A 19835-nucleotide genomic window follows, 5' to 3' on the forward strand; every position below is an offset into this window, starting at 1 on the left:
CCGGGCCGCGTCACCCGTTCGGCCCACCCGCCGGGCGCCCACCGCCCCGCGCGGCACACCCTGGACCTACGCGTCCATCCGCGCGTCCCTCCCCAGCCCGGCCGAGGAGGTCCCCCTTGTGCGCCTGTCCCGCAGCCTCGCCCCGGTGACCGTGGCCCTCGCCCTCGCGCTGTCGCTGCCGTACGACGCGATGCCCCACGCGCGCGTGGGCGACGCGGAGCACTCCGCGCCGGACCTCTTCGGAGCCGCCTGCCGTACGACCGTCCAGGGCTCCCATGTGGTGGTCTACTGCCACAACCCCTATGTGGACACCGATCGCGTGCGTCTGCACATCGAGTGCGCCCGCTGGTGGGACATCGACACGGACAGCGCACCGGTGGACGCCGCGCCGGCCATGACCGTACGGCTCACCGGCCGGTGCTGGAAGGAAGTCCGCTCGGTGTGGATCAGCCACCAGAAGGTGCGCTGAAGCGGCCCGGGCGGCACAGGAACGGATAGCTCGCGGCCTCGGCCGCCGCCGCCTCGGCGTCCTGGGCGCGGATGGCGTCCAGCAGACCCGTGTGGTCCATGTGCGTCTCCGGCGTCAGCTCCGCGCCCACGTCCGCGCGCAGCCAGTCCCGCAGCACCTCGCCCAGATCGGCGTACATGGCCGTCATCACGTCGTTGTGCGAGGCGGCCACGACGGCCAGGTGGAAGGTGGCGTCGGCGGTCACGAAGGCCTCCGTCTCGCCGGTCTCCCAGGCCAGCTCGCGCCGCTCCAGCAGGGCGTCCAGCTGTTTGAGGTCCTTCTCGGTGCGCCGCTCGGCTGCCAGCTTCGCCGCTGCCGACTCCAGCGCGGCCCGCAGCTCCGCGATGTGCCGGGGGTCGGCGCCGGCGAACCGGCGGTGCATCACGCCGGCCAGCTCGCTCGTCGCCACCACATAGGTGCCGGAGCCCTGCCGGATGTCCAGCAGGCCGTTGTGGGCCAGGGCGCGGACGGCCTCGCGGACGGTGTTGCGGGCGACGCCGAGCTGTTCGACGAGTTCCGGCTCCGTCGGGATGCGCGAGCCGACCGGCCACTCGCCGGACGTGATCTGGTTGCGCAGTTCGGCGATGACCTGCTCGGACAAGGCCGAACGGCGCGGGTGGCTCAGGGGCATGGCACACCTTCGCAGGCGAGGCCCGGGCGCAGACGCCGTGGGAATGGACAGCCAATCATCCCATCATTCTATGATGGATCTTATGGCACGTGAGGAAACCCGGACAGTGGAGATCCGTACGGCGATGACACCGGCCGGACGCGGTGCGGCCGCCGCGACGAGCACCCCCGAGACGACCGCCGGCGCCGGACGCACGCGCGCGTGGGCCACGCGGCTGGTCGTCGTCGGCATCGTGCTGTCCGCGCTGAACCTCCGCCCGGCCATCACAAGCCTCGGCGCACTCCTGGAGGAGGTGCGCGACGGCCTCGGCATGAGCGGCAGCGTGGCCGGCCTGCTCACGTCCGTGCCGCCGCTGTGCTTCGCGGTCTTCGGCGTCACCGCGCCCCGGCTGGCCCGGCGCTTCGGCCCGGCCGCCGTGGTGTGCGCCGGCATGGCCGCCATCACCGCGGGCCTGCTGATACGGCCGTACGCCGGCAGCACGGCCGGCTTCCTGGCCGCCAGCGCGCTCGCCCTGATGGGCATCGCCGTCAGCAATGTGCTCATGCCGGTCATCGTCAAGCGCTGGTTCCCCGACCGGGTCGGGTCCATGACCGGCCTGTACTCCATGGCCCTCGCCCTCGGCACCTCCGCGGCCGCCGCGGTGACCGTGCCCGTGGCGCACGCCCTGGGCGGCTGGCAGCCCGGTCTGACCGTGTGGGCCGCCCTCGCGGGCGCCGCCGTCCTGCCCTGGCTGCCGCTCGTCCGCGACCGCGACCGCGGTACGGCGCCCGCGCGGCCGGGGGAGGGGGAGCGCACGGCGGACCCGAAGCGCGGGACGGCGGAGCGAGAAGCGGGGACGCAGCCAGGCGCCGGGGCGCAGCGAGACGCCGGGGCGCAGCGAGAAGCGGGGCCGGAGCGGCATGCGCCCCTGCGTATCGCCCGCAGCCGCACCGCCTGGGCCCTCGCCGTCTTCTTCGGCCTCCAGGCCACCGCCGCCTACATCACCATGGGCTGGATGCCGCAGATCTTCCGTGACGCCGGCGTCCCGGCCGGCACCGCGGGCGTGCTGCTCGCCGTCACCATGGTGATGGGCGTGCCGCTGGCCTTCGTCATCCCCAGGGTCGCCGCCCGGCTGCCCCACCAGGGCCCGATCGCGCTGGTCCTGGGCGCGTGCGGCCTCGTCGGATACGCCGGCCTGTACCTCGCCCCGGCCGCCGGCGCCTGGGCCTGGGCCCTGCTGCTCGGCGTCTCCAACTGCGCCTTCCCGCTGGCCCTGACGATGGTCGGCATGCGGGCCCGCAGCGGTCCGGGCGTGGCCCAGCTGTCCGCGTTCGCGCAGAGCACCGGGTATCTCATCTCCATCCCCGGCCCGCTGCTGGTCGGCGTCCTCTACCAGCACAGCGGCGGCTGGGGCCTGCCGATCGCCCTGATGACCGGCCTGATGCTGCCCCAGATGGCGGTGGGCTTCCTGGCAGGCCGCGACCGCACGGTGGAGGACGAAGCGAACCGCTGACGGGGGCCGGCGGGGCCCGGTCGGCCGGGACCGGGACGGACCCCGTCCCGGGGCGGGCGGCTCGGGGTGGGCCGGGGGACGGCCTGGCTCGGGTTGGCCTGGTTCGGAGGCCTGGGACGGCCTGCTCGGGGACCCTGGGACGGCCTGGCTCGGACCCTGGGGCGGCCTGGCTTGAGAGCCCTGGGACGGCCTTGGCCTGGTATGGGCCCGGCACGCGGTGTTCCGGCTCAGGGTGCGGCCCGGCTCGGGGTGCGCCCGACGTGGGGTGCACCCGGCTGGGGGTTGGGCCCAGGGACGGCTTGGCTCGGGGTGCGCCCGACTTGGGATGCGGCCGGCTCGGGGTGGGCCCGGGGAGGGCCAAGCTGCGGAGGCAGCCCGGTTCGGGGAAGCACGGCTCCCGGACCGGCGGCCGGGTGGCCCGGCTTGTGCCGGGAGCGCGCGGGGTCGGCAGGCCGCACGGTACGCCGTTCCCGGCCGGCCTCCGGGACACGCGCCCCGGCCGAACCCCGCGGAGCGGAGGGTGCGAGACTGGGCGCATGCAGCCTGTGCTCGACCCGAATCCGCAGAACGGCCAGAAGAAGATGCTGCTCGTCTTCGGCGCGTTCTTCGCCATCTTCGCCGTCATCGCCGTCATCGCGACCCTCGCCTCCCCGTGACGGCCACCTTCCGGACCGTGGGCTCCCGGCCACGGCCCCCGGCGGATGGTGGGGCTAGCTCCACCATCCCCTAGGGGGTAAGGGTCAGGGTCAACTGGGTGGAACTCCGGATGGGTTGGCGGCCCCGGATTCCGTAGCGTCGAGATGTGACCGCGGCACACGGTCACGGACCCGCTCGAAGACCCACGGAGGAGATCATGTCGGCCCGCACCCACTCCCGGCCCCACCCGGCGACCACGGGCGGCGTGGACATCCGGCTGCCCTGGTGGGCCCTCGCCCTGCCCGCGCTCGCCTTCGTCGCCCTGCTGATGCTGATACTCAACCCGTCCGACGCCCACGCGGCGAGCGGCGACCCGGCGATCACCCACCTCCTCACCCGCGCCCAGCAGCTCCTCATACGCTGATCGGGAGCCTGCGCCGAGGGCGGGTCCGGAGCTCGTGCCGACGGTGAATCCTCAGCTCGCGCAGGGGTGAATCCCCATGCCAACTCCCCGCGCCCGCATGGCCTGTTTCATGCGAAGCTGGGACGCATGAGCGCCGCAGACCTTCGCAGCATCGTCCTCCTCCGGCATGCGAAAGCCGACTGGCCGCAGGTGTCCGACCATGAACGCCCGCTCGCCGAGCGGGGCCGCATGGACGCCGCGGTCGCCGGACGCAAGCTGGCCGACACCGGCATCACCTTCGACCTGGCCCTGTGCTCCACCGCCGTCCGGACCCGCGAGACCTGGAAGCTCGCCGTCCACGAACTGACGCACCGGCCGAAGACCGTCTACGAGGAGCGGGTCTACGAGGCCTCGCCCGGCGAGCTGATCGCCGTGCTGAACGAGATTCCGGACGACGTGCGGAACGTGATCCTGATCGGCCACAACCCCGGCATCCACGGTCTCGCCGACATCCTGTCGGGCAGCGCCGAGGGGGAGGCCCGCGCGCGGATGAACCGGCGCGGCTTCCCCGCCGCCGCCTTCGCGCTGCTGTCCTTCGAGGGCCCCTGGAAGAGCCTGGAGCCGGCCGTGGCCACGCTCACGGACTACTGGGCGCCCGCCGAGTGACGCGACCCAGGCGTGAGGGCCCGGCACCGCTCGGGCGCCGGGCCCTCACGCATCCGGGCCTGCTCAGCCCTCGTCGTGCGTGTCGGCCGCCTCGACCTCTTCCCGGGTGACGCCCAGCAGATACAGGACCGTGTCGAGGAAGGGGAAGTTCACCGCCGTGTGCGCGGCCTCGCGGACCACCGGCTTCGCGTTGAAGGCGACGCCCAGGCCGGCCGCGTTCAGCATGTCGAGGTCGTTGGCGCCGTCGCCGATCGCCACCGTCTGGGACAGCGGCACCCCGGCCTCCGCGGCGAACCGGCGCAGCAGCCGTGCCTTGCCCGCGCGGTCCACGATCTCGCCGGTGACCCGGCCGGTGAGCTTGCCGTCGACGATCTCCAGCGTGTTGGCCTGCGCGAAGTCAAGGCCCAACCGTTCCTTCAGATCGTCGGTGACCTGGGTGAAGCCACCGGAGACGACGCCGACCTGGTAGCCGAGCCGCTTCAGCGTGCGGACCAGGGTGCGGGCGCCCGGCGTCAGCCGGACCTCGTTGCGGACCTTCTCCACGACGGAGGCGTCCAGCCCCTTCAGCAGCGCCACGCGCGCGTGCAGCGACTGCTCGAAGTCCAGCTCCCCGCGCATCGCCGCCGCCGTCACCTCGGCGACCTTGTCCTCGCAGCCCGCGTGCGCCGCGAACAGCTCGATGACCTCGTCCTGGATCAGCGTGGAGTCCACGTCCATGACCACCAGGCGCTGAGCGCGCCGGTGCAGGCCCGCCGCGACGACCGCGACATCGACACCCAGTGCCGCCGCGTCCGTGGCCAGGGCCGTGCGCAGCGGCTCGGTCTCGACACCGGAGACCGCGAACTCCACCGCCGTCACCGGGTACTTGGCGAGCCGGAAGATACGGTCGATGTTGCCGCCGGCCTTCGCGATCCGGTCGGCGATGGCGGCCGTCGACTCGGCGGTCAGCGGATGACCGAGCACGGTCACCAGCGAGCGCCCGAGTCCGCGCGGGCGGTTGTCGCCGTGCCCGGAGATGATCTCCGCCTGCATCTTCATCGACTCGGCCCAGCTGTGCACGGTGGCCCTCAGGTCGCCCTCCAGGCCGGCCGGCGGCTGCGTCACCAGTGCGCACAGCACCAGGCGGCCCCGGGTGACGACCTGCTCGATGTCGACCACGTCGACGCAGTAGGCGGCGAGGGTGTCGAAGAGGCCCGCCGTGATGCCCGGCCTGTCCTTGCCGAAGATCTTGACGAGGAGAGTGGGAGCCTCGGGGTTCTGTGCGGCGGAGGTCTGCGAAGCGCTCATGGTGTCACCACCGTATCCGGCACCCAGTGCCGTCCGCCGCCGAGGTCCGACTGACGGACACCGAACAATGGATGGCGCGTCGGTGTCAGGGATCTTGCCACCGGGAGACACCGGCCCACCGGCAGACGGCGGCCCGCGGCCCCATCACGACTGTCCCACGAGATGCCCTGACGAGCAGGGCCAGGGCACGGCCGGGGCAGGGCCAGGGAGGGTCAGCGCAACGAGCGGTCCTGGGACGGGCGGTGCCTCCGGGGCGGAAACCCCGGTCCTCAGCCGCGGGGCTTCCGCTTCCCCGGTGGTGCCGGGGGCGGCGGGGGCGGGGGCGGCCACTCGGTGCCGTCCGTGCCCTGGGAGCGGTCACGGCGCCGTGCCGTGCCGTGGCGCCGCGGAGGGGGAGCGCCGTCGAGGGGCCCCGCGATGGTCGGGGCGCCGTAGACGTCGTCCGGGACTTCCGCAGGCCCGGCCCCCGTAGCCTCCTCGCGCACGTACTCCGGCGCCCGGGGATCCTCGGGCACCCGGAGATAGGGATTCGTGTCCGGGTTCGGCGGCCGGTACGGCGTACCCGGCGTGTACGGCCCTGCACCGCCGCCACCCCCGTACGCCGAGTCCCCGCCGTCCCCGCCCAGGGCACCCCGGTCCGCCCGGGCCCCGTCGCCGCCCGCCCCGGCGGCCGCCGCCTCCGCCGTTGCGCCGCGTTCGCCCCGGCCGGCCCCCGCCGCCAGCCGAGCCGCCGGCACCGCACGCGCCCCCGCCGCGCCCGCCGCGCACGCCGCGAGGGCGCCGAGGACCCCTGCGGCCGCGCCCCAGGCCGCGCCCAGAAGGAGGGCCGGGCCGAGGCGGCCGTGCAGGTCGACGTCCGCGTCGAAGGCGTCGAAGCCGAGGACGGACAGGGAGGAGGACACGGACACGCCCGTCAGCCGGACGAGCAGGGGCAGGGCGAGCGCGGTCGTGAGACCGAGCCGCAGGCCGCAGCGGGCGGCGAAGCCGAAGGCACCCTCGGCCTGCCGCCCCACCACCGACCGCCCCACCGGTGTCCGCACCGCCGTCAGGGTGCCCGCCAGCAGCATGGCCAGGCTCGCGGCCACGGCCAGCAGCCACACCCGGCTGTCCAGGCCGGCCAGCCGGCCGAGTGTCACGGGGCGGTCGGCGTGCGCGGTGAGGAGTCGGTCCAGCGGGTGCGGGAGGAACGCGGCGAGGGCGCCGGTGGCGTGGCCGTCCCAGGGGACGAGGAGACCGAGCGGGAGACCGAGCCAGACCCCGTTCGGATCGCCGAGGAGGGCCGCGCCGGCGATCCGCGCCGGGTGGTCGTCCCCGGCGGCCGCGTACGCCGCCGCCGCGAGCCCCGCCGCGACGGCCACCAGCAGCACGGTGGCGAGCGCCGACACCGCCGGCCGTACCGCCCGGTGCACGACGGACCAGCCCGGCGGCAGGGGAGCGCGCCGGGAGGCGAGCAGGGCGATCAGCAGGACACCGGCGCACCAGAGGGCGCCGCCGAGCAGCGTGGCCGTCGTGTCCACGGTGAAGCCGACCGAGGCCTTGGCGTGGACGAGGTCGCCGAGCCGGTCCGGCAGCAGTCCGCCGACGTCGCCGATGCCGGGGATGCTCAGTCCGCCGCCCTTGCCGCCCGTGCCCGGCAGCCTGTCCAGGCCGAGCGAGCCGCCGTCGAGGGTGACGACGTCATGACCGGCCCAGGCCAGACCGCCCAGCACCGCCACGAAGAGGACGACCACCGTGCCCGCGCGGGCGAGGAGTTCGGCGGGCGCGACGACAACTCCCGCCCTGCGCAGGGACCGCAGGAAGAACCACGACAGCAGCAGGGCACCCGCGAGACTGACCCCGAGTGGCGTGATCTCGACGGCGGTGTGGGCCTCGGCGCCCTTCAGCCCGAAGGCGGAGACATCGCCCGACGGCGAGACCGAACCACCCGCCGCGAGTGCCACAACTGCCGCTGTCATGGGGCCCAATGAGGCGGTGGAGTCCGCCTGGAGCAGGTGCAGCCCGAGCGCGGCCGTGCCCGCCATCCCGGCCAACGCCCAGCTCACCGCGGCGATCGCGGACAGCAGGACGTCCTTCCAGGGCACCGTCGCGGGGTGTCGTCCGGTCCCGGCGGCGGCCCCGGCGTTCGTGGCTGACCTCATGACAGACCCCCCGATATGGCAGACCTGATGGGCAAGCCCCCCGATCCGCGGTGCGGCACCGAAGCCGTCTCTGTCCCCCTCGTCGGGATTACCACTCTCCGGCCCGTTTTCAACCCCGTCAACGGGGGCGAGTTGAAGCGCGCGCGGGCGCCCGTGACAAGGCCCGGGTTTCGGTCAGAGGGCCGGGCCTGAAATAGTTCCCCCCGATGTTCGACATCCCTAGACTCCCTGTGATGGGGGTAACTCGGGGGACAACTCAGTGGGGCATGGAGTGCCGGAACTCGTACTGGAATCAAACGGACGGACCTGGACGCTGGACCCGTCCAGGCCCTACACCCTCGGCCGCGATCCGCAGGGTGACATCGTCTTCGAGGACGCCAGGGTGTCCTGGCGGCACGCCACGGTCAGCTTCAACGGCCGCAGTTGGGTCATCGAGGACCATGGCAGCACCAACGGCACGTTCGTGCAGGGCCGGCGGATCCAGCAGATGGAGATCGGGCCGGGCGCCTCGCTGCATCTCGGCAACGCGACCGACGGACCGCGGCTGAATCTGACCGGGGCCGCGGCCCGCCACCCGCAGCCGGCGCCGTACGCCGCACAGGGGGCCGCAGGCCAGGCGGCCGGCGCACCGGGCTGGGCCCAGCAGGCCGCCGCTCCACAGCAGGCGGCCCCGCAGCAGGCCGTACCACACCAGGCGCCCGCGCAGCCGCAGGCCCAGCAGCCGGGCTGGCAGCAGCAGGCGCCCGCGTTCCCGCAGCAGGCGGGGCCCGGCGACCAGTACGCGCAGAAGACACCCGGTGGTGGCGCGGGGGCGCCGCCGGTCTACGGCGACCGCAGCCCGACCACCTTCCACCAGTTCTCCATCGGCCGCGTGATGCGCATCGGCCGTGCCCTGGAGAACGACCTGGTCGTCTCCGACCTGCAGGTCTCGCGGCACCACGCCGAGTTCCACGCCACGCCCGACGGCCGGCTGGAGATCCGCGACCTCGGCTCGCACAACGGCACCTACGTCAACGGCCAGCCGATCCCCAAGGGCGGCTCGGTGCAGCTGGGCCCGGCCGACATCGTCGGCGTCGGCCACTCCGCCTTCCGGATCGTCGGCGACCGGCTCGAGGAGTTCGTCGACACCGGTGAGGTCTCCTTCTCCGCGCGCCATCTGACCGTCACGGTCGACGGCGGCAAGCAGATCCTGAAGGACGTCTCCTTCGGCGTCCCGGAGAAGTCCCTGATCGCGGTCATCGGCCCGTCCGGCTCCGGCAAGTCCACTCTGCTGAAGGCGCTCACCGGCTACCGGCCCGCCAACCAGGGCGAGGTGCTGTACGACAATCGCAACCTGTACAAGCAGTTCGCCGAGCTGCGCCAGCGCATCGGTCTGGTCCCGCAGGACGACATCCTGCACAAGGAGCTGAGCGTCAAGAAGGCCCTGAAGTACGCGGCCAAGCTGCGCTTCCCGGCCGACACCACCGCCGCCGAGCGCGACGCGCGCATCGACGAGGTGCTGCGCGAGCTCAAGCTGGACATCCACAAGGACAAGAAGGTCACCTCCCTGTCCGGCGGCCAGCGCAAGCGCGTCTCGGTGGCCCTCGAGCTGCTCACCAAGCCGTCGCTGATCTTCCTGGACGAGCCGACCTCGGGTCTCGACCCGGGCATGGACCGCGATGTCATGCAGCTGCTGCGCGGCCTCGCCGACGACGGCCGTACGGTGCTCGTGGTCACCCACTCGGTGGCCGAGCTGGCGCTGTGCGACAAGCTGCTGGTGATGGCGCCGGGCGGAGCCGTCGCCTACTTCGGCCCGCCGGAGGAGGCGCTGAACTTCTTCGGCTACGACAGCTGGGCCGACGTCTTCTCCGCCTTCGAGAACTACCGCGACTACGACTGGGCGGGCCGCTGGAAGGGCTCGCAGCACTACCAGATGTACGCCGCGGACGTGGACGCGGTGGCCCCGCAGTCCGTACCGATGCCTCCGCCGCAGGCCATGAAGCCGCCCAAGCCGCAGTCCTGGGGTTCGCAGCTGATGACCCTGATCCGGCGCTATGTGTCGGTCATCGTCTCCGACAAGGGCTTCCTCGCGCTGACGGTGATCCTCCCGGCGGTGCTCGGCTCGGTCAGCCTGCTGATCGACCACAACCGCGGCCTGCTGGTCAACGAGGCGATCAACCCCAGGACCGGCCAGCACATCCCCAACGGCACGGCCACCACCGTGCTGCTGATCCTCGCCGTCGGCGCGTGTTTCGCGGGCGCCGCGAACTCGGTCCGTGAGCTGATCAAGGAACGGGTGATCTACGAGCGGGAGCGCGCGACCGGCCTGTCCCGGTCGGCGTATCTGATGTCCAAGGTGGTCGTGCTCGGCGTCGTCACGGTGCTCCAGGGCCTGATGGTCGGCGTGATCGGCTTCTCGCCCCGCGAGATCCCGGACCAGGGGCTCGTCCTCGGCGGCAACACCCTCCTCGAGCTGTGCCTGCCGGTCATGGCGCTCGGCTTCACCTCGATGATGGTCGGCCTGGTGATCTCCTCGCTGGTGAAGACCGCGGAGAAGACCATGCCGCTGCTGGTGATGTTCGCGATCATCCAGGTCGTCTTCACCGGCTGCCTGTTCACCCTGCACGGCACGCTCGGGGTCAACGAGTTCTCGTACCTGATGCCGTCGCGCTGGGCGGTGGCCGCCGCCGGCGCCACGCTCGACTTCAACAACATCGCCCCGAACACCGACGACCCGGGCAGCACCGACCCGCTGTGGAACCACACCGCCGGGGCCTGGGGCCTGGACATGGTCGCGCTGATCGCGCTCGGCGTGGTCTGCGGCTTCCTCGTGGCCCGATTCCTGCGGCGCCACGAGCCGGAGGTCATGCGCAAGTAGCCGGGCGTACGACAAGAAGGGCGGCACCCCGTGCTGGGGTGCCGCCCTTCGGCGTCACGTGTCAGAGGTCCGCGCCAGCCCTCAGTACGCGCTGTTGACGTTGTCCATGGAGCCGTAGCGGTGCGCCGCGTAGTTGCAGGCGGCCGTGATGTTGGCGACCGGGTCGTAGATGTTCCAGGAGGTGCCGGCCACGTGGTAGGCACGGAACGTCGGGTCGATGACCTGCAGCAGACCCTTGGACGGAATGCCGTTCTGGGCGTTGATGTCCCAGTTGTTGATGGCGTTGGGGTTGCCCGAGGACTCGCGCATCACGTTGCGGTAGATGCCGTTGTAGCTGCCGGGGATGCCCTTGGCGCGCATGATGTCCAGCGAGTGCCGGATCCAGCCGTCGAGGTTGTTCGCGTACGTCTTGGCGGACACCAGCTCCATCTGCGGGCGCTCGGCGGAGCGGCTCGCGGCCTCCTTGGCGGCTCGGTCCTGCGCGGCCTTCCTGGCGGCGGCGTCGGCGGCGGCCTTCTTCGCGGCGGCCTCGGCGCGCTGCTTGGCGGCGGCGGCGTCGGCGGCCTTCTTCTGCGCGGCGAACGCGTCGAGCTTGACCGTCTGGGGAGCGAGCTGGTCGGTGACCGTGCCCTTGACGTTCTTCAGCTGGGCGTCGGCGGCGACCTGGGCGTCGGCGGCGACCTGGGCGGTGTCGGCGGCGGAGGCGCCGGTGGTGACGGTGCCGGAGTTGCCGGGGACGGCCGAGAGGGCGATGGCGGCGGTGCCGAGCGCGGCGACGCCGGCGACGGCGATCTGGCGCTGCTTGGTCAGGACCAGACTATGAGCACGATTGAGGATGTTCTTGGGCATGGCTGATGGACCTCTTCGTTGGCGCGGAGGTCGCTCCTGCGTCCGCCGGGGGAATCGGCTCCTCCCACACGAACGCCGCGGGCCGGTAACCCACGGCGTTGAGCGACGGGAGCAATTCTTAGCTGGCGCAAAAAGTCCAGGCAAAGGTGTGACGTACGATCCGGCATAGTGGACCCGGGAAGGGCAAAACGGGACAGACGCGACCGTCTGTCCCGTTCATCTGGGGATGGTTTATCTCCTATGCCTGTTCGTACGTGATGTGGACCCTATGCGCGGGCTCACATTCCCAGAGGTAATGAACTCACCAAGTGTTGCCATCGCAATGCTCTGAGTGAGGGCTCTCCTCCGGCAGGATGAGATGCACGTCGCCGAACTCGTGCCACAGATAGCGCCCCCGGACGGCCTCCTCGTACGCGCGGTCGACCGCGGCCCGCCCCGCGACCGCCTCCAGCATCAGCAGATGCGAGGCCTCCGGCTCGTGCAGCCCGGTCAGCAGCCCGTCCACCACCCGCACCCCGCGCTCCGGCGTCACGACCAGATCCGTCCAGCCGGCGGCCCCCCGCACCCTCCCGTCCGGCCCGGTCGCCGACTCCACCGCGCGCACGGCCGTCGTACCGACCGCGATCACCCGGCCGGCCCAGGACGCGCCGTGCCCCGACTGCTGCGCCTTCACCGCGTTGATCAGCCGCGCGGACGCCTCCGGCACCGCGAACCGCTCCGGATACGGCGGCTCGTGCGCCTCCGCCGACGCCACGCCCGTGTGCAGGGTGACCGGGGCGAACAGGACCCCCCGGCTCACCAGCTCCGTCACCAGACGCGTGGTGAAGGGCCGCGCCGCGCTCGGCATCTCCGCACTGCCCGACCCGTCCGCCGACGGCAGCGCGAACACCGTCTGGTACACCGACAGCGGCTGATCCCGCTCCGTGTACGCGTAGCGGATGGGCCGCCCGTGCGCGCGCAGCAGCCCGAGGACGTCACCATCCGGCCGGGCCCACCACAGCCGCTCCCCGCGCGGGCTCACGGGCTCCTCCAGCACCAGCCGGCCGGCCCCGGGCAGCTTCACCTCCGTACCCGTACGCGTGCCCGCACGCGCGCGCGTGGTACCCCGTCCGTCCGGTTCCCGCAGCTCGACCGCCCACCGGCCGTCGTCGCCGCGCGTGGAGAAATGCACCACCACGCGCGCGTGCCCGATCCGCCCGTCCACCGCCGCGGCCAGCGTGGGCGAGGTGTTCACCACCAGCAGGTCCCCGGCCCGCAGCAGCGGCGGCAGCTCACCGAACGCGTGATGCGTCACCTCCTCACCGCGCGACACCAGCAGCCGTACGGCGTCCCGGTCCAGCCCCGGCCCCCGCTGCTCGGCGGGCACGCGCGCGGACAGCCCCTCCGGCACCTTCCCCCACGTCCGCCTCCGCGCGAGCGGAGGGACCCCCGTGCCCCTGCTCACCGCTTCTCCAGCAGCGCCGGCGCCGTGTACCGCCCGCTGGCCGGCCGCTCGTCCAGCAGCCGCAGGAAGGCCGGTACGACCGTGGCGGGCGCCGGCCGCGGATCGTCGTCACCGGGCACGGCCGCCGCGTACAGCTCCGTCGCCATGTCCCCGGGATCCACCGCCCACACCCGCAGGCCGGGCTCCTCCACGCCCAGCACCGCCGCGAGCTGGTCCAGGGCCGCCTTCGAGGCGCCGTAGCCGCCCCACGTCTCGTACGCCTCGGCCGCCGCGTCCGAGCTGACGGCGATCACCGTCCCGGCCGGCGACTCCCGCAGCAGCGGCAGCGCCTCACGGACCAGGCCCAGCGCCGCCACCACGTTCACCTCCAGCGCCCGCCGCAGCCCCTCCACCGGCAGCTCCGCCAGCCGCATCAGCGGCTCGGCGCCCAGCGCGCTCGCGTTGCTGACCAGCAGATCGACACCGCCCAGCTCGCGCGCGGCCGCCACCAGCGCGGCCCGGTGCCCGGCGTCCGTCACATCACCCGCCAGCGCCTCCACACGCGTGCCGTGCCCCGCCACGCTGTGCGCCGCCTCCTTGAGAGCGCCGGCGCCCCGCGCGTCCAGCACCAGATCCCAGCCCCGCGCGGCCAGCGCCTCGGCGAGCGCCCGCCCCAGGCCCTTCGAAGCCCCCGTGACGATCCCTACCGGCATGACCACCGTCCCCTCGTCGCTCACCGCCCCCACCGGGCGATGGGCACAACCTAGGAACGGCGCCGCACCCGCCGCCTCGGGCGCGGGCCGCAAACCGCAGGGGCCCTTCGGCGTACACCGCCCGCCCGGGGCCCCGGGCCCTAGACCCGCCGCCCTAGGACCAGCGGCCGTGGTCCGGCGGCCAGTGGTCCGATCCGCGGTGTCACACCCCGCCGGTACCGTGAGGACATGAGTCAAGGCCCCCGGTCCGGCCTGGCAGCGGTGAGTTCCGCGCTGCTGGCCATGAGCAGGCATCTGGAGGTGCGCGACGTCCTCAAGACGATCGTCGCCTCCGCCCGCGAGCTGCTCGACGCCCAGTACGCCGCCCTCGGCGTCCCCGACGACCACGGCGGCTTCGCCCAGTTCGTCGTGGACGGCGTCAGCGACGAGCAGTGGCGCGCCATCGGACCGCTCCCGCGCCAGCACGGCATCCTCGCCGCGATGCTGCGCGAGGCGAAGGTCGAGCGCCTCGCCGACGTGCGCAAGGACCCCCGCTTCGAGGGCTGGCCGGGCGCCCATCCCGACCTGGCGGACTTCCTGGGCCTGCCGATCAAGGACGGCGAGGAGGTCATCGGGGCGCTGTTCCTCGCCAACAAGCGCTGCCCCAAGCCGGAGGGAAGCTGCGGCTTCACCGAGGAGGACGAGGAACTGCTCGCCATCCTCGCCCAGCACGCCGCCATCGCCCTGACCAACGCCCGCCTCTACGAACGCAGCCGCGAACTGACCATCGCCGAGGAACGCTCCCGCCTCGCCCACGAACTGCACGACGCCGTCAGCCAGAAGCTGTTCTCCCTGCGCCTGACCGCCCAGGCCGCCGTGGCCCTCGTCGACCGCGACCCCGCCCGCGCCAAGGGCGAGCTGCACCAGGTCGCCGCGCTCGCCGCCGAGGCCGCCGACGAACTGCGCGCCGCCGTCGTGGAGTTGCGCCCCGCCGCACTGGACGAGGACGGCCTGGTCGCCACCTTGCGCACCCAGACCCAGGTCCTCGACCGGGCCCACAGCGCGCGCGTGACCTTCACCAGCAGCGGCTTCCGCGCCCTGCCCGCCGCCCAGGAGGAGGCCATGCTCAGGGTCGCCCAGGAGGCTCTGCACAACGCACTGCGCCACTCCGGCGCCGAACACGTCGAGGTGAGCGTCGGGCGGCGCGGCTGCGGAGCCGTGCTCCGCGTCACCGACGACGGCAGCGGCTTCGACCCCGGCGCGGTCCGCCGCGCCGGACGGCATCTGGGCCTGGTCTCGATGCGGGACCGCGCGAGCGGGGTCGGCGGCACGCTGACCGTGGAATCGGCGCCCGGCAAGGGCACCACGATCGAGATGGAGGTGCCCGGTGGCTGACGCGATCAGGGTGCTGCTCGTCGACGACCACCAGGTCGTCCGGCGGGGCCTGCGCACCTTTCTGGAGGTGCAGGACGACATAGAGGTCGTCGGCGAGGCCGCCGACGGTGCCGAGGGAGTCGCCCGCGCCGAGGAACTGCGGCCGGACGTCGTCCTGATGGACGTCAAGATGCCCGGCATGGACGGCATCGAGGCCCTGCGCCGACTGCGCGAGCTCGACCACCCCGCGCGCGTGCTCATCGTCACCAGCTTCACCGAGCAGCGCACCGTCGTACCGGCCCTGCGCGCGGGCGCCGCCGGGTACGTCTACAAGGACGTGGACCCCGACGCCCTCGCCGGGGCCATCCGCTCCGTGCACGCCGGCCACGTCCTGCTGCAGCCCGAGGTCGCCGGCGCCCTGCTCTCCCAGGAGGAGGCCAACTCGGGCCAGGGCAGAGCCGGTTCGCTCACCGAGCGGGAGCGCGAGGTGCTCGGCCTGATCGCGGACGGCCGCTCCAACCGGGAGATCGCCCGCGCCCTCGTGCTCTCCGAGAAGACCGTCAAGACGCACGTCTCCAACATCCTCATGAAACTCGACCTCGCCGACCGCACGCAGGCCGCGTTGTGGGCCGTGCGCCACGGCGTGACCGGCTGAAACGCGCCGTGCGCGCAGGTGCGACCGGCAATACGGAGGGTTCCGCTCCGGACTGAGATTCATACCGTCGTGGGAATGTCACCCGGATGGCGCATCCTCCGGCGATCTCCGCCGTTCTCCAGTGCGTGCCGCGGCGGACCGCCGCGGTGACCGCCTAGGAGGGGTTGGAAAGTGAAGAACCTGAAGAAGGCAGCCGCCGTGACGATGGTGGCCGGTGGCCTCGTGGCCGCCGGAGCGGGCCTGGCCTCCGCCACGACCGGCAGCTGGGCCTGCGGCGAGGCCCACGGCTCCCCGGGCGTCGGCTCGGGCAACGTCGTCCAGGTCCCGGTACACGTCCCGGTGAACGCGGTCGGCAACAGCGTGAGCGTCATCGGCGTGCTGAACCCGGCCTTCGGCAACCTCGGCCTCAACCACTGAGTCCCGGCCGACACCGACCCCAGGCCTCCCGGCACCGCCCGGGAGGCCTGTCGCCGTGTCGCCCTCCGGGACGCAGGCCCACGGCCCGGCTCCATGCAGGCCGCCGGGCCGGTCGACTCCCAGCGGAGCCGCACCCCGGTATGCCCCGCAGCCCCGCAGGCGGCATGGCCCGGTCAGCGCGGCCTTTTTTCACGCAGACTCCACAGCCCGGTTTCGGCGCACCCTGTGCCCCCACCCCGCATCCCTCAGGCCGGCACGGCCCTGCTCCCCGCAGGCCGCACGGCTCGCTCAGCGCATCCCGCGGCCGCGCGGGGGTACGACCCCGCAGGCCGCACGTCTCGCTCAGCACATCCCGCGGTCCGCACGTCGGTACGGCACCGCAGACCGCATGCCCCGGTCGTCACTCCCCGCGCTCCCCACCCCGGTATGGCCCCGCCCGGACGCAGGCGGCCACCACCCGCCGTCGGTACCGGCACCGCGCGGGCAGCCCAGGCCCTCAGCGCACCCCGCGCTCGTGCTCCTCCACGATCGAGTTGTACGCCGCCACCTGCGCCCGGCGGGCCGTCCGCTCCACCGGCCGCAAGGCCTCCGCCCGGGCGGCCATCTCCGACGAGCTGACCGCACCCCCGTGCCCGTGGTCGTACGCCAGCGAGATCAGCAGCGCCACCCGCTGCGCCAGCTCCAGCACCCGCACCGCACGCGGCGGATATCCCGGCGCCAGCACCTCACGGCCCCGCTCGGCCCGTGCCCGGTACGCGTCGATCGCCGCCTCCGCCACCGGACCGGACCCGGCGACGTCCAGCTTCGCCAGTACCTCGGTCGCCTCGCGCAGCGCCTCCGCCAGCTCCCGCTCGGCCTCGCCCAGCGACGGCACATCCGCGGGCGGCGCCTCCCGGACCGGCAGCACACGCCACACGACCTCGGCATGCACATCACCCTCCGGCCCGGCCTCGTACACCTCCGGCACGAGCCCGAACGCGGCGCCGAAGCAGACCACCGCCTCCTCGGCCTCCAGGGCCCGCGCGTTGAACTCGGGCGGACCGCTCAGCCCCAGCGGATGCCCCGGCGCCGGCAGCGCCACCCGCAGCCCTGTCGCCCCCAGCGCCCGCAGCCGCCCCAGCGCCAGCGTCAGCCCGACCTGCGCGGACTCCCCGGGCAGCCCCTCCACCCGGTGCACCGTGTCCTCGCCCACAATGGCGATTGCGGCGTCATCCGGGGAGACAAGTCCGGCCAAAAGGGCATTTCCCCATGCGGCAAGGCGTCCTGAACGCGGTTCCGAGAGCATGCCCCCACCCTAAGGACCGGACCGAAGGAATGGAGCGGCGCGCGCGTGGCGTAGATTTCATAAGGGCTGCGCCCACAGGCGCGGCGGACCGAGCCACAGGCGTACGCGACCAGCCGAGACCGGCACACTGCAAGGGGAGACAACGCGCTCATGAGCGATGTTCTGGAGCTTCAGGACGTATCCGTGGTCCGCGAGGGCCGGGCTCTCGTGGACCAGGTCTCCTGGTCGGTGAAGGAGGGCGAGCGCTGGGTCATCCTCGGACCCAACGGCGCCGGCAAGACCACCCTCCTGAACGTCGCCTCCAGCTACCTCTTCCCCAGCAAGGGCACCGCCACCATCCTCGGCGACACCCTCGGCAAGGTCGACGTCTTCGAGCTGCGCCCCCGCATCGGCATGGCCGGCATCGCCCTGGCCGAGAAGCTCCCCAAGCGCCAGACGGTCCTGGAGACGGTCCTCACGGCCGCGTACGGCATGACGGCCCACTGGCAGGAGGAGTACGACGAGGTCGACGAGCAGCGCGCCCGCGCCTTCCTCGACCGCCTCGGCATGAGCGACTTCCTCGACCGCCGCTTCGGCACCCTCTCCGAGGGCGAGCGCAAGCGCACCCTGATCGCCCGCGCCCTGATGACCGACCCCGAGCTGCTCCTGCTCGACGAGCCCGCCGCCGGCCTCGACCTCGGCGGCCGCGAGGACCTGGTCCGCCGCCTCGGCCGGCTCGCCCGCGACCCCATCGCCCCCTCGATGATCATGGTCACGCACCACGTCGAGGAGATCGCCCCCGGCTTCACCCACGTCCTGATGATCCGCCAGGGCAAGGTCCTCGCCGCCGGCCCCATCGAGCTGGAACTGACCTCCCGCAACCTCTCCCGCTGCTTCGGCCTGCCGCTCGTCGTCGAGCAGGTCGGCGACCGCTGGACCGCCCAGGGCCTGCCCCTGTCCTGACCCCCCGTGCGCTTCCCCTTCGCGCCCTGTCCGCCGCCCGACCCCGGCCCTACCATGACCATGTGAACGACATCGACGCATGGGTGTGGTGGCTCGTCGGCGCGGCGGCACTCGGAATCCCGCTCGTCGTCACCGCCATGCCGGAGTTCGGCATGCTCGCGGTCGGAGCGGTCGCGGCCGCCGTCGCCGCCGCACTCGGCCTCGACGCCGTGCTCCAGGTCCTCGTGTTCGTCGTCGTCTCGGTCGCACTCATCGCCGTGGTCCGCCCCATCGCGGCCCGGCACAGCAGACAGCGCCCCCAACTCGCCACCGGCATCGACGCGTTGAAGGGCAGGCAGGCCGTCGTCCTGGAACGCGTCGACGGTTCCGGCGGCCGTATCAAGCTCGCCGGAGAGGTCTGGTCGGCCCGCGCGCTCGACACCGGCCGCGCCTACGAAGTGGGCCAGGAGGTGGACGTCGTGGACATCGAAGGGGCCACCGCCATCGTCATCTGAGGCAACACGCCCACGAGTTGGGCGAAGTCTGTCAGACTCGACCAGCAAGATCTTCTACAGGCACGGGATCTGCCGAAGGCGCCGAGGCGGAGAGGGGTACGGGGAACACGATGGAACCGGTCATCATCGTCCTGGTCATTCTGGTGGTGTTGGTCTTCATCGCCCTGATCAAGACCATCCAGGTCATCCCACAGGCAAGCGCGGCCATCGTCGAGCGCTTCGGCCGCTACACACGCACCCTGAACGCGGGCCTGAACATCGTCGTCCCGTTCATCGACACCATCCGCAACCGCATCGACCTGCGCGAACAGGTCGTACCCTTCCCGCCGCAGCCGGTCATCACCCAGGACAACCTGGTCGTCAACATCGACACCGTCATCTACTACCAGGTGACCGACGCCCGCGCGGCCACGTACGAAGTGGCCAGCTACATCCAGGCCATCGAGCAGCTGACCGTCACCACGCTGCGCAACATCATCGGCGGCATGGACCTCGAACGCACCCTGACCTCCCGCGAGGAGATCAACGCCGCACTGCGCGGCGTCCTCGACGAGGCCACGGGCAAGTGGGGCATCCGCGTCAACCGCGTGGAGCTGAAGGCCATCGAACCGCCCACCTCCATCCAGGACTCGATGGAGAAGCAGATGCGCGCCGACCGTGACAAGCGCGCCGCCATCCTCACCGCCGAAGGCACGCGCCAGGCCGCCATCCTCACCGCCGAGGGCGAGAAGCAGTCCCAGATCCTGCGCGCCGAGGGTGAGGCCAAGGCCGCCGCCCTGCGAGCCGAGGGCGAGGCCCAGGCGGTCCGTACGGTCTTCGAGGCCATCCACGCCGGCGACCCGGACCAGAAGCTCCTGTCCTACCAGTACCTCCAGATGCTCCCGAAGATCGCCGAGGGCGACGCCAACAAGCTCTGGATCGTCCCCAGCGAGATCGGCGACGCCCTGAAGGGCCTCTCCGGCGCAATGGGCAACTTCGGCCCCCTGGGCGGCGGCAACCAGGGCAACGGCGGAGCCAACGTGCCCGCCCAGAACAACGGCCCGAGCACGGAGCGCCGCGAGAAGCCCAGCATCGACTAGGGGTTAC

At 72.8% G+C, this 19835-nt stretch carries 19 protein-coding genes; 12 read left to right on the forward strand and 7 right to left on the reverse strand.

The features are described from left to right. Positions 1-118 precede the first annotated feature (118 nt). Entirely contained in the window at positions 119-469 is a 351-nt protein-coding gene (locus OG956_RS28455; protein ID WP_330340860.1) for a hypothetical protein, read from the forward strand. Here the strand turns inward: OG956_RS28455 and OG956_RS28460 are convergent. Further along, positions 447-1139, reverse strand: a complete 693-nt coding sequence (locus OG956_RS28460; RefSeq protein WP_330340861.1) for a FadR/GntR family transcriptional regulator — start codon at positions 1137-1139, stop codon at positions 447-449. The genes OG956_RS28455 and OG956_RS28460 overlap by 23 nt on opposite strands. Before the next feature lie 82 nt (positions 1140-1221). Here OG956_RS28460 and OG956_RS28465 point away from each other — a divergent pair, with 82 nt between their 5' ends. The 4 genes from OG956_RS28465 to OG956_RS28480 all read left to right on the forward strand — a co-directional run bounded on the left by OG956_RS28465 (position 1222) and on the right by OG956_RS28480 (position 4336). After that, positions 1222-2631 (forward strand): CynX/NimT family MFS transporter, encoded by a 1410-nt coding sequence (locus OG956_RS28465; protein WP_443065622.1) that lies wholly within the window; start codon positions 1222-1224, stop codon positions 2629-2631. A 536-nt stretch (positions 2632-3167) separates the two neighbouring features. Then, positions 3168-3287, forward strand: a complete 120-nt coding sequence (locus tag OG956_RS28470; RefSeq protein WP_330340862.1) for an SGM_5486 family transporter-associated protein — start codon at positions 3168-3170, stop codon at positions 3285-3287. Positions 3288-3484: 197 nt separating this feature from the next. Beyond that, a complete protein-coding gene (locus OG956_RS28475; protein WP_330340863.1) occupies positions 3485-3691 on the forward strand; it encodes a hypothetical protein in 207 nt (68 codons plus the stop codon). 126 nt (positions 3692-3817) lie between these two features. Beyond that, positions 3818-4336, forward strand: coding sequence for a SixA phosphatase family protein (locus OG956_RS28480; protein ID WP_330340864.1), 519 nt, complete (start codon positions 3818-3820; stop codon positions 4334-4336). 63 nt (positions 4337-4399) lie between these two features. On the opposite strand, the gene serB is transcribed toward OG956_RS28480, so the two are convergent. Together serB and OG956_RS28490 are read right to left on the reverse strand one after the other, a co-directional pair. Continuing rightward, positions 4400-5623, reverse strand: a complete 1224-nt coding sequence (serB, locus tag OG956_RS28485; protein ID WP_330340865.1) for a phosphoserine phosphatase SerB — start codon at positions 5621-5623, stop codon at positions 4400-4402. Positions 5624-5892: 269 nt separating this feature from the next. After that, positions 5893-7761 (reverse strand): streptophobe family protein, encoded by a 1869-nt coding sequence (locus tag OG956_RS28490; RefSeq protein ID WP_330340866.1) that lies wholly within the window; start codon positions 7759-7761, stop codon positions 5893-5895. Between the two features lie 271 nt (positions 7762-8032). On the opposite strand from OG956_RS28490, the gene OG956_RS28495 reads away from it, so the two are divergent. Continuing rightward, positions 8033-10618 (forward strand): ABC transporter ATP-binding protein/permease, encoded by a 2586-nt coding sequence (locus OG956_RS28495; protein ID WP_330340867.1) that lies wholly within the window; start codon positions 8033-8035, stop codon positions 10616-10618. Between the two features lie 81 nt (positions 10619-10699). Here OG956_RS28495 and OG956_RS28500 read toward each other — a convergent pair whose 3' ends face one another. The 3 genes from OG956_RS28500 to OG956_RS28510 all read right to left on the reverse strand — a co-directional run bounded on the left by OG956_RS28500 (position 10700) and on the right by OG956_RS28510 (position 13603). Further along, entirely contained in the window at positions 10700-11467 is a 768-nt protein-coding gene (locus tag OG956_RS28500; protein ID WP_330340868.1) for a transglycosylase SLT domain-containing protein, read from the reverse strand. Positions 11468-11768: 301 nt separating this feature from the next. Then, positions 11769-12911 carry an S-adenosylmethionine:tRNA ribosyltransferase-isomerase gene (locus OG956_RS28505; RefSeq protein ID WP_330340869.1) on the reverse strand — a complete coding sequence of 381 codons (1143 nt, stop codon included), beginning with the start codon at positions 12909-12911 and terminating at the stop codon, positions 11769-11771. Then, entirely contained in the window at positions 12908-13603 is a 696-nt protein-coding gene (locus tag OG956_RS28510; RefSeq protein ID WP_330342971.1) for an SDR family NAD(P)-dependent oxidoreductase, read from the reverse strand. The genes OG956_RS28505 and OG956_RS28510 overlap by 4 nt, the downstream gene beginning before the upstream one ends. A 228-nt stretch (positions 13604-13831) precedes the next feature. On the opposite strand from OG956_RS28510, the gene OG956_RS28515 reads away from it, so the two are divergent. From OG956_RS28515 to OG956_RS28525, 3 genes are all read left to right on the forward strand, one after another. Then, complete coding sequence (locus tag OG956_RS28515; protein WP_330340870.1) at positions 13832-14977, forward strand: GAF domain-containing sensor histidine kinase; 1146 nt, start codon at positions 13832-13834, stop codon at positions 14975-14977. Next, positions 14970-15611 (forward strand): response regulator transcription factor, encoded by a 642-nt coding sequence (locus OG956_RS28520; protein WP_330340871.1) that lies wholly within the window; start codon positions 14970-14972, stop codon positions 15609-15611. The genes OG956_RS28515 and OG956_RS28520 overlap by 8 nt, the downstream gene beginning before the upstream one ends. A gap of 171 nt (positions 15612-15782) precedes the next feature. Then, positions 15783-16028, forward strand: coding sequence for a chaplin (locus tag OG956_RS28525; RefSeq protein ID WP_330340872.1), 246 nt, complete (start codon positions 15783-15785; stop codon positions 16026-16028). A gap of 496 nt (positions 16029-16524) precedes the next feature. Here OG956_RS28525 and OG956_RS28530 read toward each other — a convergent pair whose 3' ends face one another. Further along, positions 16525-17313 (reverse strand): hypothetical protein, encoded by a 789-nt coding sequence (locus tag OG956_RS28530; RefSeq protein WP_330340873.1) that lies wholly within the window; start codon positions 17311-17313, stop codon positions 16525-16527. Positions 17314-17463: 150 nt separating this feature from the next. Between OG956_RS28530 and OG956_RS28535 the strand changes: the two genes are divergently transcribed. The 3 genes from OG956_RS28535 to OG956_RS28545 all read left to right on the forward strand — a co-directional run bounded on the left by OG956_RS28535 (position 17464) and on the right by OG956_RS28545 (position 19828). Continuing rightward, on the forward strand, positions 17464-18255 hold the full coding sequence (locus OG956_RS28535) for an ABC transporter ATP-binding protein (protein ID WP_330340874.1): 792 nt from the start codon (positions 17464-17466) through the stop codon (positions 18253-18255). Between the two features lie 62 nt (positions 18256-18317). Then, positions 18318-18749 (forward strand): NfeD family protein, encoded by a 432-nt coding sequence (locus OG956_RS28540; protein ID WP_330340875.1) that lies wholly within the window; start codon positions 18318-18320, stop codon positions 18747-18749. 110 nt (positions 18750-18859) lie between these two features. Next, a complete protein-coding gene (locus OG956_RS28545; protein WP_330340876.1) occupies positions 18860-19828 on the forward strand; it encodes an SPFH domain-containing protein in 969 nt (322 codons plus the stop codon). Positions 19829-19835 lie beyond the last annotated feature (7 nt).

The sequence above is a fragment of the Streptomyces sp. NBC_00557 genome, from assembly GCF_036345995.1.
Lineage (GTDB): Bacteria > Actinomycetota > Actinomycetes > Streptomycetales > Streptomycetaceae > Streptomyces.

What these genes read in the sequence shown, in the direction of transcription:
- OG956_RS28460 (WP_330340861.1), bottom strand. Translation starts at nt 1,139, where the DNA reads ATGCCCCTGAGCCACCCGCGCCGTTCGGCCTTGTCCGAGCAGGTCATC.
- OG956_RS28465 (WP_443065622.1), top strand. Translation starts at nt 1,222, where the DNA reads ATGGCACGTGAGGAAACCCGGACAGTGGAGATCCGTACGGCGATGACA.
- OG956_RS28470 (WP_330340862.1), top strand. Translation starts at nt 3,168, where the DNA reads ATGCAGCCTGTGCTCGACCCGAATCCGCAGAACGGCCAGAAGAAGATG.
- OG956_RS28475 (WP_330340863.1), top strand. Translation starts at nt 3,485, where the DNA reads ATGTCGGCCCGCACCCACTCCCGGCCCCACCCGGCGACCACGGGCGGC.
- OG956_RS28480 (WP_330340864.1), top strand. Translation starts at nt 3,818, where the DNA reads ATGAGCGCCGCAGACCTTCGCAGCATCGTCCTCCTCCGGCATGCGAAA.
- serB (WP_330340865.1), bottom strand. Translation starts at nt 5,623, where the DNA reads ATGAGCGCTTCGCAGACCTCCGCCGCACAGAACCCCGAGGCTCCCACT.
- OG956_RS28490 (WP_330340866.1), bottom strand. Translation starts at nt 7,761, where the DNA reads ATGAGGTCAGCCACGAACGCCGGGGCCGCCGCCGGGACCGGACGACAC.
- OG956_RS28500 (WP_330340868.1), bottom strand. Translation starts at nt 11,467, where the DNA reads ATGCCCAAGAACATCCTCAATCGTGCTCATAGTCTGGTCCTGACCAAG.
- OG956_RS28510 (WP_330342971.1), bottom strand. Translation starts at nt 13,603, where the DNA reads ATGCCGGTAGGGATCGTCACGGGGGCTTCGAAGGGCCTGGGGCGGGCG.
- OG956_RS28515 (WP_330340870.1), top strand. Translation starts at nt 13,832, where the DNA reads ATGAGTCAAGGCCCCCGGTCCGGCCTGGCAGCGGTGAGTTCCGCGCTG.
- OG956_RS28530 (WP_330340873.1), bottom strand. Translation starts at nt 17,313, where the DNA reads ATGCTCTCGGAACCGCGTTCAGGACGCCTTGCCGCATGGGGAAATGCC.
- OG956_RS28535 (WP_330340874.1), top strand. Translation starts at nt 17,464, where the DNA reads ATGAGCGATGTTCTGGAGCTTCAGGACGTATCCGTGGTCCGCGAGGGC.
- OG956_RS28545 (WP_330340876.1), top strand. Translation starts at nt 18,860, where the DNA reads ATGGAACCGGTCATCATCGTCCTGGTCATTCTGGTGGTGTTGGTCTTC.